This window comes from Achromobacter sp. 1012554356 (assembly GCF_059760815.1).
In genome coordinates this window covers 30,449-47,576 of record NZ_JCBANC010000048.1, presented here as the reverse complement: position 1 = coordinate 47,576, position 17,128 = coordinate 30,449, and the positions used below count along the sequence as shown (strand labels likewise).

19 protein-coding genes are annotated in these 17,128 nt (G+C 64.8%); 15 read left to right on the top strand and 4 right to left on the bottom strand.

What is annotated here, in order from left to right:
* Window positions 1-1,637, bottom strand: a 1,637-nt coding sequence (locus AC6LJW_RS21915; RefSeq protein WP_498088243.1) for an Rne/Rng family ribonuclease, incomplete at its 3' end; no start/stop codon positions are given.
* A gap of 524 nt (window positions 1,638-2,161) precedes the next feature.
* Here AC6LJW_RS21915 and AC6LJW_RS21910 point away from each other — a divergent pair.
* The 4 genes from AC6LJW_RS21910 to msrQ all read left to right on the top strand — a co-directional run bounded on the left by AC6LJW_RS21910 (window position 2,162) and on the right by msrQ (window position 5,488).
* The gene (locus AC6LJW_RS21910) at window positions 2,162-3,124 is read left to right on the top strand and encodes an RluA family pseudouridine synthase (protein WP_498088242.1); all 963 of its coding nucleotides are present in this window, start codon (window positions 2,162-2,164) and stop codon (window positions 3,122-3,124) included.
* Window position 3,125: 1 nt separating this feature from the next.
* Window positions 3,126-3,794, top strand: coding sequence for an HAD family hydrolase (locus AC6LJW_RS21905; RefSeq protein WP_056568081.1), 669 nt, complete (start codon window positions 3,126-3,128; stop codon window positions 3,792-3,794).
* 72 nt (window positions 3,795-3,866) lie between these two features.
* Window positions 3,867-4,829 carry a protein-methionine-sulfoxide reductase catalytic subunit MsrP gene (gene msrP, locus AC6LJW_RS21900; protein WP_498088241.1) on the top strand — a complete coding sequence of 321 codons (963 nt, stop codon included), beginning with the start codon at window positions 3,867-3,869 and terminating at the stop codon, window positions 4,827-4,829.
* An 11-nt stretch (window positions 4,830-4,840) separates the two neighbouring features.
* Window positions 4,841-5,488, top strand: a complete 648-nt coding sequence (gene msrQ / locus AC6LJW_RS21895) for a protein-methionine-sulfoxide reductase heme-binding subunit MsrQ (protein ID WP_498088240.1) — start codon at window positions 4,841-4,843, stop codon at window positions 5,486-5,488.
* A 45-nt stretch (window positions 5,489-5,533) separates the two neighbouring features.
* On the opposite strand, the gene AC6LJW_RS21890 is transcribed toward msrQ, so the two are convergent.
* Genes AC6LJW_RS21890 through AC6LJW_RS21880 form a run of 3 tightly spaced genes read right to left on the bottom strand, consistent with a single transcriptional unit; the run spans window position 5,534 to window position 7,631 of the window.
* The gene (locus AC6LJW_RS21890) at window positions 5,534-6,319 is read right to left on the bottom strand and encodes an N-acetylmuramoyl-L-alanine amidase (protein ID WP_498088239.1); all 786 of its coding nucleotides are present in this window, start codon (window positions 6,317-6,319) and stop codon (window positions 5,534-5,536) included.
* Between the two features lie 2 nt (window positions 6,320-6,321).
* Entirely contained in the window at window positions 6,322-7,032 is a 711-nt protein-coding gene (locus tag AC6LJW_RS21885) for an SAM-dependent methyltransferase (RefSeq protein ID WP_427985759.1), read from the bottom strand.
* Window positions 7,029-7,631, bottom strand: a complete 603-nt coding sequence (locus AC6LJW_RS21880; protein ID WP_498088238.1) for a Maf-like protein — start codon at window positions 7,629-7,631, stop codon at window positions 7,029-7,031. Before AC6LJW_RS21880 ends, AC6LJW_RS21885 begins: the two co-directional genes overlap by 4 nt.
* A 72-nt stretch (window positions 7,632-7,703) precedes the next feature.
* Here AC6LJW_RS21880 and AC6LJW_RS21875 point away from each other — a divergent pair, with 72 nt between their 5' ends.
* The 11 genes from AC6LJW_RS21875 to AC6LJW_RS21825 all read left to right on the top strand — a co-directional run bounded on the left by AC6LJW_RS21875 (window position 7,704) and on the right by AC6LJW_RS21825 (window position 17,096).
* On the top strand, window positions 7,704-8,405 hold the full coding sequence (locus AC6LJW_RS21875; RefSeq protein ID WP_082578994.1) for a YceD family protein: 702 nt from the start codon (window positions 7,704-7,706) through the stop codon (window positions 8,403-8,405).
* A 52-nt stretch (window positions 8,406-8,457) separates the two neighbouring features.
* Window positions 8,458-8,640: a 50S ribosomal protein L32 gene (gene rpmF / locus AC6LJW_RS21870; RefSeq protein ID WP_006218037.1), complete on the top strand. Its 183-nt coding sequence runs from the start codon at window positions 8,458-8,460 to the stop codon at window positions 8,638-8,640.
* Window positions 8,641-8,699: 59 nt separating this feature from the next.
* The gene (gene plsX / locus AC6LJW_RS21865) at window positions 8,700-9,767 is read left to right on the top strand and encodes a phosphate acyltransferase PlsX (RefSeq protein ID WP_056568060.1); all 1,068 of its coding nucleotides are present in this window, start codon (window positions 8,700-8,702) and stop codon (window positions 9,765-9,767) included.
* Entirely contained in the window at window positions 9,767-10,753 is a 987-nt protein-coding gene (locus tag AC6LJW_RS21860; protein ID WP_056568057.1) for a beta-ketoacyl-ACP synthase III, read from the top strand. Before plsX ends, AC6LJW_RS21860 begins: the two co-directional genes overlap by 1 nt.
* Window positions 10,754-10,849: 96 nt before the next feature.
* The gene (gene fabD, locus AC6LJW_RS21855; RefSeq protein ID WP_056568054.1) at window positions 10,850-11,785 is read left to right on the top strand and encodes an ACP S-malonyltransferase; all 936 of its coding nucleotides are present in this window, start codon (window positions 10,850-10,852) and stop codon (window positions 11,783-11,785) included.
* 3 nt (window positions 11,786-11,788) lie between these two features.
* A complete protein-coding gene (gene fabG / locus AC6LJW_RS21850) occupies window positions 11,789-12,541 on the top strand; it encodes a 3-oxoacyl-ACP reductase FabG (protein ID WP_056568051.1) in 753 nt (250 codons plus the stop codon).
* 191 nt (window positions 12,542-12,732) lie between these two features.
* On the top strand, window positions 12,733-12,972 hold the full coding sequence (gene acpP / locus AC6LJW_RS21845) for an acyl carrier protein (protein ID WP_003813816.1): 240 nt from the start codon (window positions 12,733-12,735) through the stop codon (window positions 12,970-12,972).
* Window positions 12,973-13,155: 183 nt separating this feature from the next.
* Window positions 13,156-14,385 carry a beta-ketoacyl-ACP synthase II gene (fabF, locus tag AC6LJW_RS21840; RefSeq protein ID WP_056568047.1) on the top strand — a complete coding sequence of 410 codons (1,230 nt, stop codon included), beginning with the start codon at window positions 13,156-13,158 and terminating at the stop codon, window positions 14,383-14,385.
* A gap of 492 nt (window positions 14,386-14,877) precedes the next feature.
* Window positions 14,878-15,477 carry an RNA polymerase sigma factor RpoE gene (rpoE, locus tag AC6LJW_RS21835; protein WP_056568041.1) on the top strand — a complete coding sequence of 200 codons (600 nt, stop codon included), beginning with the start codon at window positions 14,878-14,880 and terminating at the stop codon, window positions 15,475-15,477.
* Between the two features lie 12 nt (window positions 15,478-15,489).
* A complete protein-coding gene (locus tag AC6LJW_RS21830; RefSeq protein ID WP_427985771.1) occupies window positions 15,490-15,996 on the top strand; it encodes a sigma-E factor negative regulatory protein in 507 nt (168 codons plus the stop codon).
* The gene (locus AC6LJW_RS21825) at window positions 15,996-17,096 is read left to right on the top strand and encodes a MucB/RseB C-terminal domain-containing protein (protein ID WP_498088237.1); all 1,101 of its coding nucleotides are present in this window, start codon (window positions 15,996-15,998) and stop codon (window positions 17,094-17,096) included. The genes AC6LJW_RS21830 and AC6LJW_RS21825 overlap by 1 nt, the downstream gene beginning before the upstream one ends.
* Window positions 17,097-17,128: the final 32 nt, after the last annotated feature.

The following is a 17,128-nucleotide window of genomic DNA, read 5'->3' as shown; positions in this document are numbered from 1 at the left end:
GCGGCCGGTGCTGCCGGCGTGGAGACGGGGGCGGGCTGCGACGGCGTGATGCCCTTGACCAGGGCTTCCGGACGCGACTTGATTTCGTTTTCGCGCGGCTGCCAGGGCGCGTCCGTGGCGGGCGCTTCCACCAGTTCGAAACTGGTCTTCAGCTCTTCCAGGCGCGGATCGTCGTGGCGCAGGCGCTCGATGTGATGATGCGGCGTTTCCAGATGCTTGTTGGGGATCAGCATCAGGTTGACCTTCAGGCGGGCTTCCATCTTGGTGATGTCGGCACGCTTTTCGTTCAACAGGTAAGTGGCCACGTCGACGGGCACCTGGGCGTGGACCGCCGCGGTGTTTTCCTTCATGGCCTCTTCCTGCAGCAGACGCAGGACGTGCAGGGCGCTGGACTCGGCATCACGGATGACGCCGGTGCCGTTGCAGCGCGGGCAGGTGATGTGCGAGCCTTCGTTCAGGGCCGGACGCAGGCGCTGACGCGACAGTTCCATCAGGCCGAAACGCGAGATCTTGCCCATCTGGACGCGGGCACGGTCGAAATGGAGAGCATCACGCAGGCGCTGTTCGACGGCGCGCTGGTTCTTGCTGTCTTCCATGTCGATGAAGTCGATGACGATCAGGCCACCCAGGTCGCGCAGGCGCAACTGGCGGGCCACTTCGTCGGCCGCTTCCGAGTTGGTGCGCAGCGCGGTTTCCTCGATGTCGGCGCCGCGGGTCGAGCGGGCCGAGTTCACGTCCACGGAAACCAGCGCTTCGGTGTGGTCGATCACGATGGCGCCGCCCGAGGGCAGTTGCACCGTGCGCGAGTAAGCCGTCTCGATCTGGTGTTCGATCTGGAAGCGCGAGAAGAGGGGGATGTCGTCACGGTAGCGTTTGACGCGCTGGACGTTGTCCGGCATCACCACGCTCATGAAGGCGGTGGCCTGGTCGGCGATCTCGTCGGTGTCGATCAGGATCTCGCCGATTTCGGGCGAGAAGTAATCGCGGATCGCGCGGATGACCAGGCTGGATTCGAGATAGATCAGGATGGGCGCGGAGTTGTCGCGCGCGGCGCCGTCGATGGCGGTCCAGAGCTGCAGCAGATAGGACAGGTCCCATTGCAGTTCTTCGACGTTGCGGCCGATGCCTGCGGTGCGGGCGATGATGCTCATGCCCTGCGGCAGGTCGAGCTGTTCCATCGTGTCGCGCAGTTCCTGGCGGTCCTCGCCCTCGACGCGGCGCGAAACACCACCGCCGCGGGGGTTGTTGGGCATCAGGACCAGGTAACGGCCGGCCAGCGAGATGAACGTGGTCAGGGCTGCGCCCTTGTTGCCGCGTTCTTCTTTTTCGACCTGGACGATCAGTTCCTGGCCTTCGCGCAGGGCGTCCTGGATGCGGGCGGTGCGGACGTCGACGCCTTCCTTGAAGAAGCTGCGTGCAACTTCCTTGAAGGGCAGAAAGCCGTGGCGGTCTTCGCCGTAGTTGACGAAGCACGCTTCGAGGCCGGGTTCGATCCGGGTGATGACACCTTTGTAGATATTGCCTTTGCGCTGTTCGCGGCCGGCAGTCTCGATGTCAAGGTCGATGAGTTTTTGCCCATCGACGATAGCGACGCGTAATTCTTCCTGATGCGTCGCATTGAACAGCATGCGCTTCATGAGAGGGTTTCTCCGTTGTCATGACGCGCCGATATCGGCGCGTGACCTCGGGCCACTCGGGCTGCGGCTGAAGCGGGCAAGAAGGTGCGGACCGTACCTGGGCGGCGCCCAGGCGTATCCGCCGCGGGTCAGGCGGGCACGTCGTGCCGTGGGGCACGGGGTTCTGTCAGCAGGAGGGTCAGCTTCACTGAATGTGGTTTGACGGAAAAATTGCTGTGAACGGCAGCTGCGGTCGGATTGGTTGCCCACACGCAGCTGGTGCTTTAAATATGCGACGATTCTTGCAGTGCTTCAGAGCCGCTTGCGGCATGCAACGGACCTGCCGGAACAGCGGGCAAGATGAATGCCACACCACTATTCCGCAGGGCTCGGTTGCGCCGGCGACCAAGAGACCCAGGGGTTGAATGAGCAGGCAGTACAATGGCGGCCCGCGCGCTCGACGGAGTTGCGTGTTGGTTGCATCTCTACGCCAGGCGGCTTGTTCAGCCCCTTAAGGCTGTCCCGATTATATGTCGCTTTCCGCAATGCGCAAAGAAACTTCCTCCCCCGTATCCGCCTCTAAAGCAGCCCCCGCCGTCCGCATGGTTGAAGTGGGCGCCGAGCATGCCGGCCAGCGTCTGGACAACTTCCTCATGCGGCTGTGCAAGGGGGTGCCCAAGACGCACATCTACAAGGCGATCCGCGGCGGCGAAGTCCGCGTCAACAAGGGACGCATCCAGGTCGATTACCGGATTGAAGAGGGCGATGTGGTCCGCATTCCGCCCCTGCGCCTGCCGGACCCCGGCAAGCCCCGGCCCGTGCCCGCGGCTGAATTCCCGATCGTCTTCGAAGACGACGCCATGCTCGTCGTGGACAAGCCCGCCGGCGTCGCGGTCCACGGCGGCAGCGGCGTGTCGTTTGGCGTGATCGAACAACTGCGCGCCGCGCGCCCGCAGGCCAAGTTCCTGGAGCTGGTGCACCGGCTGGACCGCGAAACCTCCGGGCTGCTGATGGTCGCCAAGAAGCGCAGCGCGCTGCTGGCCCTGCACGCGATGCTGCGCGAGGGCCGGAGCGACAAGCATTATTTCGCGCTGGTCGAGGGCGATTGGGTCAACGACCGCCAGCACATCAAGCTGTCCCTGTCCAAATGGACCACGCAGTCCGGCGAGCGCCGCGTCAAGGTGGATCCGGACGGGCAGACGGCGCACACGATTGTCACGCTGAAGCAGCGCTTTGGCGGTTACAGTCTGGTCGACGCCGAGCTGCGCACCGGACGCACCCACCAGATCCGGGTCCATCTGGCCGCCAGCGGCTTTCCCATCGTCGGGGACGACAAGTACGGCCACGACGAGGTGCGTGCGCAGTTTGCGCGGCAGGGCTTCAACCGCATGTTCCTGCACGCCCACCGCCTCACCCTGCCTCACCCCCTGACGGGCGAGGTCATGACACTGACCGCCGAGCTGCCGCCCGCTTGCCGGAACATACTGAAAACACTGGAGTCTGCCTGATATGTCGTATTCGCTGGTCGTCTTTGACTGGGATGGCACCCTGATGGATTCCACACATAGCATCGTGGCCGCCATCCAGGGCGCTTGCCGCGATCTGGATCTGGCGGTGCCGTCCGCGTCCGAGGCAAGCTGGGTCATCGGCCTCTCGCTTGAAAGCGCGTTGCGCCGTGCCGTCCCCGAATTGACGCAGGCCATGCTGCCGCGCTTCCTCGAGCGCTACCGCACCCACTACCTGCTGCGCGATCCCGAATTGCGCCTGTTTGACGGCATCAACGAGCTGCTGGCCGATCTGGCCAACCAGAATGTGCGGCTGGCCGTTGCCACGGGCAAGAGCCGCGTCGGTCTGACGCGCGCGCTGGCCGCGACCGGCCTCGGTCCGCTGTTTGCCGCCACCCGCACCGCCGACGAGACCTTCAGCAAGCCGCATCCCGCCATGCTGCACGAACTTATGCAGGAACTGGACGTCGATCCGTCGCGGGTCATCATGGTGGGAGATACCTCGCACGACCTGCAGATGGCCTGCAATGCGGGTGTTCACGGTCTTGGCGTCACCTACGGTGCACACACCTTGAAGGAGCTTCAGGGGTGTGCCCCGCAAGCGGTGCTCGACACCGTGCCGCTGGTGCGTGAATGGCTGCTGCCCCGAGTCAGCGCGAACGCGGCGGAATAACATAGGGCTGTCCAGCGTCCATGGTTGACGCAGGCGCTCGCTCATTGAGCGGGCGCCATACCGGAGATTACGATGCTGATACGCAAGCCCGATGACTTCCTGCCGTCCGAAATCACTTCCGAAACCGTGTGGCGATCACGCCGCGAGCTGATGCTGCGCGCCGGCGCGGCCGCGGCCGCTGCTGGACTGCCGGGCTGGGCCACGCGCACCGCCCACGCGCAGGAGGCCGGCGCGCTGCCCGGAAAGTCCAATCCCGCGTTCAGCGTCATGGACAAGCAGACGTCCCTTGCGGACATCACGTCCTACAACAATTACTACGAGTTCGGCGTAGATAAGGGTGAACCGGCCAAAAATGCCAGTAAGTTGCAGACTCGGCCGTGGACGGTGAGTGTCGAGGGCGAGGTCAATAAGCCGCGCACGTTCACCATCGAAGACCTGCTCAAGCTCGCGCCGATGGAAGACCGCGTCTACCGCCTGCGCTGCGTGGAAGGCTGGTCCATGGTCATTCCGTGGGTGGGCTATTCGCTGTCAGAGGTGCTCAAGCAGGTGGAGCCGAACGGCAACGCCAAGTACGTCGAGTTTGTCACTGCGGTTCAGCGGGAAAACATGCCGGGCGTACGCGCCGCCATTCTCGAGTGGCCGTACGTGGAGGGGCTGCGCCTCGATGAGGCCATGCATCCGCTGTCGATGCTGGTCTTTGGAGTCTATGGGCGCGTGCTGCCCAACCAGAACGGCGCGCCGCTGCGGCTGGCTGTGCCGTGGAAGTACGGATTCAAATCCGGCAAGTCGCTGGTAAAGATCCGGCTGGTCGAAAAGCCGCCTGTCACGTCCTGGGTCAAGTCCGCACCACAGGAGTACGGCTTCTACGCCAATGTGAACCCCAACGTCGCGCATCCTCGCTGGAGCCAGGCCGCCGAGCGCCGCATCGGTGAGGACGGCCTGTTCACGCCCAAGCGCAAGACGTTGATGTTCAACGGCTACGGCGATCAGGTGGCGTCGCTTTATCAGGGCATGGACCTGAAGGCCAATTACTGAGGCGCGGATTCATGTCCGTCGCTCCTCGCGCGGCCCCGGCTGCGGCTCCCCGGAAGGCACAGTGGTCGGCCCGGACGGTTGGACGCTTCAAGCCGCTGCTCTTTCTGCTGGGCCTGGCGCCATTCGCGCGCTGGATCTGGCTGGGTACGCACGACGGGCTCACCGCAAATCCCGTCGAATTCCTGACCCGTTCGTCTGGCACATGGGCGCTGGTGTGCCTGCTGGTTACGCTGGCTGTCACTCCGCTGCGGCGGCTGACAGGCCAGCCCGCACTGGTGCGCGTGCGGCGCATGTGCGGGCTGTTCGCGTTCTTTTACGCGGCGCTGCACTTCATGGCGTGGGTGTGGTGGGATCGAGGCTTCGATCCGGCCGAAATGGTGCGTGACATCGTCGAACGACCCTTCATCATGGTGGGATTTTCGGCGTTCGTGCTGATGACGGCGTTGGCCGTCACCTCCACGCAGTGGGCGATGCGCCGGCTGGGCAAGCGCTGGCAGACCCTGCATCGGGCTATCTATGCCATCGGTCTGCTGGCCATCCTGCACTACTGGTGGCACAAGGCCGGCAAGAATGACCTGTCGGAACCCGCGATCTACGCCGCGGTGCTGGCGGTGCTGCTGGGTTGGCGCATCGTCGCCTGGTGGCGGCGGCGGGCGTAGTTCACCAGTGCGCACTCGCGCCTCTGCACCCGTACGCCGCGTCGCCTAGGGCATGGCCAGCATGATGGCCGCGGTTTCCGCGTCCGGCTGGCCGTCGTGCAGGGCAGGGCGGTAGTGCATCTGGAACGCGGCCAGCGTATTGATCGTCGCGCGGTCCAGCGTGCCGTCCTGCGGGCTGGCATAGCCCAGCCGCTGCAGCTGTTTCTGAAACCACGCGACGTCCGGCACGCCCTCGACCTGCAGGCGCGCCAGGTGCCGGGCCGCGCCCTCTTCGTTGTACCAACGCCCGATGCCCGCGTCCGCCAGCGTCTTCCATGGGAACAGGGGGCCGGGATCCACCTTGCGCTGCGGCGCGATATCGCTGTGGCCGACTACGTTCTCCGGGACGATATCGTGCCGGCGGATGATGTTGCGCAGCAGGATGGTCAGCGCCTGGACCTGGCGATCGTCATAGGCGTGCCAGACGCGCTCGCCGTTGCTGCCTTCGGTCCAGCCCGGATTGACGATCTCGATGCCGATCGAGGTGCTGTTCATCGCGACGTTGCCGTACCAGGAACTGGCCCCGGCGTGCCAGGCGGCGCGGTTTTCGTCGACCAGCCGATAGGCGCGACCGTCCAGGTCCAGCAGGTAATGGGCGCTGACCTTGCCCTTGGAGAGCAGGCGCAGCGACTCGGCGTCGTCGACCGTCGTGTAGTGCACGACCACGGACCGCACCCGGCTGCTCTGGCTGGCGGCGGTGATCGAGGTGTCCAGGTTCAGGCCGGCGGGGCCGCGCGCCGCGCAGCCCGCCAGGACCGCCGCGGCAAGCAGCGTGGAAAAGAGGCGGATCATGGTCAACGGGCCAGGTACAGGAACAGCGTCGGCAACTTGTCCAACTGCGGCGCCGGCAGCTTCTTCCAGTCGGCCACCGTGTGCGTGACCACCCATTCGTCCGCCGTCGTCATTGAGCGCGCCACGCACAGCTTGGTGTCGCCCTTCAGCGTTGCGATCAGCGTGGCGAACATTGCGGCGTTGCGGTAGGGGGTCTCGATCAAAAGCTGGGTCTGATTGTGGCGGGCCGAGTGCTGCTCCCAGGCGCGCAACTGCTTGGCGCGCTCGCCGGGCTCGACGGGCGCATAGCCATGAAAGGCGAAGCGCTGCCCGTCCAGGCCGCTGGCCATGAGGCCCAGCAGGATGGAAGAGGGGCCCACCCATGGTTTGACGGGGATCCCCAGGCGATGCGCCGCGTCCACGACCTTGGCGCCGGGGTCCGCGACGGCGGGGCAGCCGGCCTCGGAAACCAGGCCGATCTCCGCCCCGCGCTTCGCGGGGTCCAGCCAGGCCTTGATCTGCGCGGCGTCGGCCTTGTCCGTCAGCGTGTGGATGGTGATTTCCTGCAACGGCCGGGTGGTGCCGATGAGCTTCAGGAAGGCGCGGGCCGTCTTGGCGTTTTCGGCGATGTACGTGTCCAGCCGGCCGGCCAGCGCGCGCACGTCGGCGGGCAGCCAGCGTTCGGGCGGGGCGTCGCCCAGGCTGACGGGAATCAGGTGCAGGGCGCCGGTCATGCGGGCGCTCCCGGGGCGTCGAGCGGATCCAGTCCGAAAGTTGCCAGCATGCGCGTCAATTCGATCAGCGGCAGGCCTATGATGGCGGTGGGATCGTCGCTTTGTATGCTTTCCATCAGGGCAATGCCCAGGCTTTCCGCCTTGGCGCTGCCTGCGGTATCGTAAGGCTCTTCGGCGCGCAGGTAGGCGTCAATGGCATGGTCAGGCAGGTGGCGGAACCGGCAGCGCGTCACAATGTCGGCCTTTTCCACCCGCTGGCCGTCCGTCACGGCCAGCGCGCTGTGAAATTCCACCATCTGGCCCGACAGCGCGCGCAGTTGCGCCTGGGCCCGCGTGAAGTCGCCCGGCTTGCCGATGGGGGCGCCGTCCACGGTGGCCACTTGGTCAGAGCCGATCACGATATTGCCCGGATGCGTTGCAGCCACCGCCATTGCCTTGGCAACGGACAGGCGCAGCGCCAGCGCCTCGGGGGTTTCGCCGGGGTGTGGCGTTTCGTCTACATCTGGGGAAATCGCGATAAAGGGCAGGCGCAGGCGCGACAACAGTTCTTTGCGGTATTTCGAGCTGGATGCGAGGATCAGACTAGGCTTGTGGGGCATGCGGCATTTGACGGTAATACGTAAGTCACAGTATTATCTAACGTTTTGCGGCATTTTTGCAGGAACATCAACATGACACCGAAGGGAAAGCTTGGCGATGCGAGTCGCCGCGCGGACGGATCGGCCGGTGCTGGTGTGAATGCCGACGTGAAAGCTGACGGGGATGCTGACGTGAGTGCTAACGTCAAACGCATCGACGCCTTTGCCTTTGCCCGTCTGGGTAAAAGTGCGCACGGCACGATCGCCTTGGCGCGACTTGCCCGTGTGGTCGAGGGCTTGCCCGAGCAACCGCTGGGTGAAGCCGGACTTGTGAACTGGTCCGTACAAGGCGAAGAAGGCAAGATCGGCTTGCTGATGGGCCAGTCGATTCTGCGGCTGCACGTGAAGGCGAATCCGGTGGTTGTGTGCCAGCGGTGCAATGCGCCGTTTGCGTATCCGGTCGACAGCGAAGTCGTGCTGCAACTGGTCAAATCCGAAGACGACCTCGACGATGATCATTCCTTTGCCGATCAAGGCGACGATGACGACGACGAGGACGACGAAGGCGTAGGAAGGGATTCTGTGGCCCAGCTGCCTGAAAAGGTGGTGGGTTCGCATCATTTTGATCTGTTGGCCCAGATCGAAGATGAGCTCATTCTGAGCATTCCGTATGTGCCCAAGCATGATGTATGCCCGGGCGCGCAGGCCAAGGCCAGCGAAGCTCCTGAAGAGGAGCCCGCTGTCAAGCGTCCGTCGCCGTTTGCGGTGCTGGAACAACTGAAGCACAAAGATTGAGATCAACATCGGGCCGCATCGCGTACAATGCGCCCCGTTTCTAGGAGTCATCATGGCCGTTCAACAAAACAAGAAGTCCCCCTCCAAGCGCGGTATGCACCGTTCGCACGATTTTCTGGTGGCCCCGTCGACCGCCATCGAGCCCAACACCGGTGAAACGCACCTGCGTCACCACATCAGCCCCAACGGCTTCTACCGTGGCCGCAAGGTCCTGAAGACCAAGGCCGACGAATAAGGCCCCCGGGCCGAACTCGTACTCGGACCATTTCGGCTGAGCGCTGATACCTGGCACCCGTGATACGCATCGCCATAGACTGTATGGGCGGAGACTTCGGTCTGCCCGTCACGATTCCGGCTGCGATCGAGTTCGCCCGGCAATTTCCGGACACCCGGCTATTGCTGGTCGGGCTTCCCGACGCTATCGAAGCGGCGCTCTCCGAGCACCGCAACGTGGCGCGCGATCGCATTGAGATCGTGGCGGCTTCCGAAGTCGTCACCATGGACGACCCGGTCGAGGTCGCCCTGCGCCGCAAAAAAGACTCCTCCATGCGCCTCGCTGCCCAATCCGTCAAGGATGGGCGGGCGGACGCCTGCGTTTCCGCGGGCAACACCGGCGCCTGGATGGCCATTTCACGTTATGTGCTCAAGACGTTGGACGGCATCGACCGCCCGGCGATCGCCACGTCCATTCCGAACCAGACGGGCCGCGCCACCACGGTGCTGGACCTTGGTGCGAACGTGGACTGCTCGGCCGAGCACCTGCTGCAATTCGCCATCATGGGCGCCGCGCTGTCGCAGGCGGTGGACCACCGCGAGAACCCCACCGTGGGCTTGCTGAACATTGGCGAAGAAGTCATCAAGGGCAACGAAGTCGTCAAGGAAGCCGCCGAGCTTCTGCGCGGCAGCCCGTTGAACTTCTACGGCAACGTCGAAGGCAATGACATCTTCAAGGGCACGGTCGACGTCGTCGTCTGCGACGGCTTTGTCGGTAACGTCGTGCTCAAGTCCGTGGAAGGACTGGCGAAGATGCTGTCCAGCATCATTCGCGAAGAGTTCAAGCGCAATCTGATCACGCTGATCGCCGGCGCGGTGGCCAAGCCTGTGCTGAACCGCCTGCGCAACCGCGTGGACAACCGCCGCTACAACGGCGCGGCCTTGCTCGGCTTGCGTGGCGTGGTTATCAAAAGCCACGGTTCCGCGGACGTTTACGCCTTCGGTTTTGCCTTGCAACGCGCCCGCGAAGCCGTAGTGAGTAAACTGCTGGAGCGCACCGCGCAGACGGTCGCCCAAATTACCAAGCGCGTTCAATCCGGCGATCGCCCTTCGGCGGCGTCGCCCAACGTGGCTGGGGATACCGCTTGATGGATACCGCAATGAAATACTCCGTGATCGCGGGCACCGGCAGCTTCCTGCCGGAACGCGTGGTTTCGAATGACGAACTGGCTGCGGAACTGGCGACGCGCGACATCGCCACCTCAGACGAATGGATTGTCGAGCGCACGGGCATCCGTCAGCGCCATCTGGCCGAGCGTGGCGTGACCACCAGCCAGCTGGCCACCGAGGCCTCGCGCCGGGCGTTGGCCGATGCGGGCGTCGATGCTTCCGAAGTCGACCTCGTCATCGTGGCCACGTCCACCCCCGATTTCGTGTTTCCCAGCACGGCTTGCCTGGTGCAGGCCAACCTCGGCGCCAAGGGCTCGGCCGCGTTCGACGTGCAGGCCGTGTGCAGCGGCTTCGTCTACGCGCTGACCACCGCCGACAGCTTCATCCGCGCGGGCCGCGCGCGCTGCGCGCTGGTGATCGGCGCCGAAGTGTTCTCGCGCATCCTCGACTGGAATGATCGCAGCACCTGCGTGCTGTTTGGCGACGGCGCCGGCGCGGTGGTCCTCAAGGCCTCCGACACGCCTGGCATCATGGCCGCGCAACTGCATGCCGACGGCAGCCAGATGAAGATCCTCAGCGCCGCGGGCAACGTGGCCTACGGCGACGTGACGGGCGATCCCTTCCTGCGCATGGACGGCCAGGCCGTCTTCAAGCAGGCCGTCACCGTGCTGGACCGCTCCGCGCGCGACACCTGCGCCGAAGCTGGTCTCACCGTTGCCGACGTCGATTGGCTGATCCCGCATCAGGCCAATGTGCGCATCCTGAATTTCCTGGCCCGCAAGCTGGACGTGCCCGTCGAGAAGGTCGTCATCACCGTCGACAGCCACGCCAACACGTCCGCGGCCAGTGTGCCGCTGGCGCTCGATGCGGCGCGCCGCGACGGCCGCGTCAAGCCGGGTCAGCTCATCCTGATGCAAGGCGTGGGCGGCGGATTCACCTGGGGCTCGGTACTGGCTCGCATGTAAGGGCGTGCCCTGGCCGCGGCGGCATGTGTGCCGCGGGCGGCCTGAGAGCGCGCCTGGCATTCCACACAGACACTGAATCAAACCACACGCTCAATCATGAAAATCGCTTTTGTCTTTCCTGGTCAGGGTTCGCAAGCCGTCGGCATGCTGGACGCCTGGTCCGGCGTGGCGGCGGTCACCGACACCGTGGCGCGGGCCTCGCAGGCCCTGGGGCAGGACCTGGGCGCGCTGATCGCGCAGGGTCCCGTCGAACAGCTCAATCTGACCACCAACACGCAGCCGGCCATGCTGACCGCCGGCGTCGCCTTCTACAACGCCTGGATCGCCGCGGGCGGCCGCAAGCCTGATGTCGTGGCTGGCCACAGCCTGGGCGAGTACGCGGCGCTGACCGCCGCTGGTTCGCTGGCGCTGGAAGACGCCGTGCGCCTGGTGCGCGTGCGCGCCGACGCCATGCAGGCCGCCGTGCCGGTCGGCACGGGCGCCATGGCCGCCATCCTGGGCCTGGACGACGATGCCGTGCGCGCCGCGTGTGCGCAAGCCGCGCAAGGCGAAGTGGTCGAAGCCGTCAACTTCAATGCGCCCGCGCAAGTCGTGATCGCCGGCCACAAGGCCGCGGTCGAGCGCGCCTGCGAACTGGCCAAGGCCGCCGGCGCCAAGCGCGCCTTGCTGCTGCCCGTGTCCGCGCCGTTCCATTCCAGCCTGCTCAAGTCCGCCGCCGATGTGCTGGCTGGCGCGCTCGCTGGCGCCGCCGTGTCCGCGCCTCAAGTGCAGGTCATCAACAACGTCGATGTGGCTTCGCCCACCGACCCCGACGCCATCCGCGATGCGCTGGTGCGTCAGGCGTGGCATCCTGTGCGCTGGGTCGAAACCCTGCGCGCCATGAAGGCGCAAGGCGTCACGCACGTCATCGAATGCGGTCCGGGCAAGGTGCTTGCTGGCCTGACCAAGCGAATCGACCCCGAACTCACCGGCCTGGCCATCACCGATCCTGCTTCGCTGGAAGCGGCTTTGGCTGCCGTCAACGGAAACTGATCAATGGACAACACCTCGACCGAATTGCAGGGCAAGATCGCGCTCGTCACGGGCGCGACCCGCGGCATTGGCCGGGCGATCGCCCTGGAACTGGCCGCGCGCGGCGCAACCGTCGTCGGCACCGCCACGTCCGAATCGGGCGCGGCTGGCATCACCGAAGCGCTGGCGCCGTCGGGTGGCCGCGGCGTGGTGCTGGACGTGACCGACGCCGCTGCCTGCGATGCGTTGATCGACGCGCTGGGCAAGGAAGGCGGTGGTCCGCACATCCTCGTCAATAACGCCGGCATCACCCGTGATACGCTGGCGATGCGCATGAAGGACGACGACTGGTCAGCCGTTATCGACACCAACCTGGCCTCGGTCTTCCGTCTGTCGCGCGCCGTGCTGCGCAGCATGATGAAGGCCCGTTGGGGACGCATCATCAACGTGACGTCCGTTGTGGGTTCCAGCGGCAACGCGGGCCAAGCCAATTACGCAGCCGCAAAAGCTGGCGTGGCGGGCATGGCGCGTGCGCTGGCGCGTGAACTGGGCAGCCGCAACATCACCGTGAACTGCGTGGCGCCCGGCTTCATCGACACCGACATGACGCGTGCCCTGGGCGAAAACCAGACGGCGGCGCTGCTGCAACAGATTCCGCTGGGCCGTCTGGGCTCGCCGTCTGACATTGCGCATGCCGTGGCCTTTTTGTCCGGGCCTCAGGCGGGTTACATTACCGGCACCACCCTGCACGTCAACGGCGGGATGTACATGCAATAAATCACGAATCACGCGCCGCCGCCGGGCAACCGGCAAGGCGGCGCGCGATTCTCCGGAAACGCCGCACATGGTCATCCTGCGCCGGTCTCGGCGACAGAACAAATGCGCGGTGTTATTTTTGTCACGGTCAGGCGTTGCATCACTCCGCGCTTGGCTATAATTCGCGGGATTTTTCCCAATTGGAGATCTGCATGGAAAGCATCGAACAGCGCGTCAAGAAGATCGTCGCTGAACAACTTGGCGTCAACGAAGCCGAGATCAAGAACGAGTCCTCCTTCCTTGACGACCTCGGTGCCGATTCGCTCGACATGGTCGAACTGGTCATGGCCCTCGAAGACGAATTCGAGACCGAGATCCCCGACGAAGAGGCCGAAAAGATCACGACCGTGCAACAAGCGATTGACTACATCAATTCGCACGGTAAGCAGTAAGCTCAGCCTATATCGTCCTGGTTGCCCGATTTTGTCGGCCAACCTGGAATCAGGGCGGTTTCTGGAGTGCCGTGTGGTCCACCGGCAGGTCGGGCGTTGTAATGCCTCACCTGCCTTCATGTGGTCCACACGCGCAGCGCATCCCGAAAACCGCCTTTCTTTTGTCTGTTTGAGGAGTCATCCGTGAAGCGACGTGTCGTCATCACCGGCCTGGGTATCGTTTCCCCCGTAGGAAATGATCTGACCACCGCTTGGGACAATATCGTCAACGGACGTTCTGGCATCAGCCGCATCACCCGTTTCGATCCCTCGGCCATCACCACTCACATTGCTGGCGAAGTCAAAGACTTCGACATCAGTACCTTTATTTCGGCCAAGGAAGCCCGCCAGATGGATACGTTCATCCATTACGGCCTGGCTGCCGGAATGCAGGCCTGGCGCGATTGCGGCCTGGAAGTCACCGAAGAAAACGCCGAGCGTATCGGCGTGATCGTGGGGTCCGGTATCGGCGGTCTGCCGCGCATCGAGGAAACCCAGGTCGAGTACCTGGCCAAGGGACCTCGGCGCATCTCGCCGTTCTTCGTGCCGGGTTCGCTGATCAACCTGATTTCCGGGCATCTGTCGATCGCCTATGGCATGAAGGGCCCCAGCTACGCCGTGGTGTCGGCCTGCACGACCGGCCTGCATTGCATTGGCGATGCCGCACGCCTGATCGAGTACGGCGATGCCGACGTCATGGTCGCCGGCGGCGCCGAATCAACCGTGTCGCCGCTGGGCATCGGTGGCTTTGCCGCCATGCGCGCGCTGTCGACCCGTAACGATGATCCTCAGACCGCATCGCGTCCCTGGGACCGCGACCGCGACGGCTTTGTGCTGGGCGAGGGCGCTGGTGTCCTGGTTCTGGAAGAGTACGAGCACGCCAAGAAGCGCGGCGCGCGTATCTACGGTGAACTGGCTGGCTACGGCATGAGCTCCGATGCCCACCACATCACCGCACCGGACAAGGACGGCCCGCGCCGCGGCGTGATCAACGCGCTGCGCAACGGCGGCCTGAATCCCGAAGACGTCCAGTACGTCAACGCGCATGGCACGTCCACCCCGCTGGGCGACAAGAACGAAACCGACGCGCTGAAACTGGCGTTCGGCGACCACGCCAAGAAGCTGGTGGTCAACTCGACCAAGTCGATGACCGGCCACCTGTTGGGCGCGGCCGGCGGCATCGAAGCCGTGTTCACGACCTTGGCCGTGTACAACCAGGTCTCGCCTCCGACGATCAACATCTTCAATCAAGATCCGGAATGCGATCTGGATTACTGCGCGAACGAAGCGCGGCAGATGAAGATCGACGTGGGCTTGTCCAATTCGTTCGGCTTTGGCGGCACCAACGGCTCGATGGCCGTTCGCCGGGTCTGATTTGGAAGGCTTGGCCGGGGGGCGTTGGTCGTTCTGCGTACCTGTCTCGCAGCCCAGGGGCGCTGTTGCGCTCTTGGGGATGGCGCTGGCCGCCGCCGCGGCCAGCGTGCTGACCGCCGCTTCCTGGCACGGTCACGCCGGGACGGCGGCCGCGCTGCTCGCCCTTCTGTTCCTTCTGGCCGGGCTGTTACACTCGGCACGGAACACCCCGTCCCCGGTAACGGCGCTACGTACCGCGACCGGGGCTGGCCCTTGGCAGCTACGCCGGCCGCAAGGCTGGCAAGACGCGCTGCTGCTGGACCAGCAACGGGGTCCAGCGTGGCTGACGCTTATCCTGCAGCCCTTGCCCACCGGGAGTACGGCCTTTACCACTAGCAAAATCACCCTCACCGTCTGGAAGCACTCGCTGCGACCCGAATCCTGGCGCCGTCTGCGCCTCGTCGCGGGCACGGCGCGGCAGGCACGCCCGGCGCGTCTTATGCGGGAGGCCGCATGAGCGAGCGCGAAGTCGACGCCGAGCTTGTCGCGCGCGTCCAGCGGGGCGACAAGAAGGCATTTGATCTCCTGGTGCTGAAGTACCAGCGCAAGATCCTCCGCCTGTTGGCCCGGATGATCCGCGATCCCTCCGAAATCGAGGATGTGGCGCAGGAGGCCTTCATCAAGGCCTACCGCGCCTTGCCCCAGTTCCGGGGGGAAAGCGCTTTCTATACGTGGCTGTATCGCATCGCCATCAATACCGCGCGCAACTGGCTCGCCTCGCAGGGACGGCGCCCTAGCGCACCCAATGCGATTGAAACGGAAGACGGTGAAACTTTTAACGAAACCGACAACCTAACGGATATAAGCACGCCGGAATCCATGGTTGCCAGCCGCGAAATCGCCGAGACGGTGAACGCGGCCATTGAGGGTTTGCCTGAAGAATTGCGCACCGCAATTGTCCTGCGTGAAATCGAAGGTATGAGTTACGAAGACATCGCCCAGAGCATGGACTGCCCGATCGGTACGGTGCGCTCCCGCATTTTTCGTGCGCGTGAAGCCATTGCCACGAAGTTGCGTCCATTGCTCGACACCGATGTCGAGCGTCGCTGGTAAGGAGTGGCAGTCATGCAAACAGCAGCCAAATCCGTTGAGATCACCGAGTCCTCCTGGGAGGAATCGGTTTCCGCCTGGATGGACGGAGAAGATTCCGACGATATTCTTCCCAGTCTGTTGTCCAAAGAGGGACGTCAGACCTGGGACACCTATCACTTGATTGGTGATTCCCTGCGCAATTCCGATCTGGCGCTGACGCCCAGCGCGGCCTTCTCGGCCCGCCTGGCGCGCGCGCTGGACGCGGAATTGCCCATCGTAGCGGCGCCTCGGCGCCGCTCGCCATTGCGCATGGGCCTGTCCGGCCTGGCCGTCGCCGCCGCGGTGGCAACGGTCGCGTGGGTGGCGCAGCCGTACGTCACCGGCTCGCCCGCGACGGATGTGCGCGTGCTGGCCGATGCCAGCTCGCCGGCCTCGGCCTCCGACGACTCGGGCCTGCGTGACTACCTGGAGGCCCATCGCCAGATGGCCGGCCCCAGCGCGGTCCGTCAGGTGTCGTTCGATGTCGGAGCGGGACGTTGATGGCGCTTGTGCTTCCATCACGCTGGCCGGTGCTGGGACGTGCCGCTTCGTGGCAGGCTCACCGCGCCGGCTGGTTCGCCGCCACGCTCCTGACTGCTTTCCTTGCCGCGCACGGTCCCGCGGCCGCTGCTGGCGCGACGCCGGCCGGCCAGACCGAAGATGTCGTGCAGCTTCTCACGCGTATTCAGCAGGCCGCGCGCAAGCAGGACTACGCTGGCGTCTTCATGTATCAGCAAGGCGACGTCATCCAGTCCTCGCGCCTCGTGCACGTTCTTGACGGCACCGGCGAGCGCGAACGCCTCGAGATCCTGGACGGTCAGCCGCGCGAGTACCTGCGTCACAACGACGACGTGCAGTGTCTGATCCCTGAACGCAAGACCGTGCTTGTGGAGCGCCGCCGTGGCGATCGCTTCCCCGGTCTGCTGCTGGGCGATCCGGCCAACCTGTCGGAACACTACAAGATCCGCACCGAACCCACGCCGCACCGCGTCGCGGGCCGCGAATGCCGGCTCATCACGATCGAGCCGCTGGACAAGCTGCGCTACGGCTATCGTCTGTGCGCGGACGTCGAAACCAATCTGCTGCTGAAAGCCCAGACGCTGAACGCCGCGCGCGGCGTGGTCGAGCAGGTGTCGTTTACTTCGCTGCGGCTCGGTTCCGAAGTGGATCCGCAGTCGCTGTCCTCGCGCTGGAACACCCGAGACTGGAAGGTGCTCGAGGCCAGCATGCAGCCCGTGGACCTTGCGGCGCAGGGCTGGCGCATTCCGGCGCCCAACGGCTTCAAGACGATCATGCAGGTATCGCGCGCCATGAAGCGCGGATTGCCGGTCAGCCAGATGGTGCTGTCCGACGGCCTGGCAGCGATCTCGGTCTTCATCGAGCCCTATGACAGCCAGCGCAACAACCAGCCCGCGCACGGCGCGTCCCAGCGCGGCGCGATCAATGTTTATGGCGCGCGCATTGCGGACTTCTGGCTGACCGCGGTAGGCGAAGTGCCCGCCGCCACGCTGGAACAACTTGCGCAGGCCACCGAGTACGTGCCACCCGCACCCGCGGCAGCCGCACCCGCACCCGCACCCGCGGAGGGCGGGGCCAAATAAATCCCGCCGTTCCGCAAGCAGCAATTTCGGAG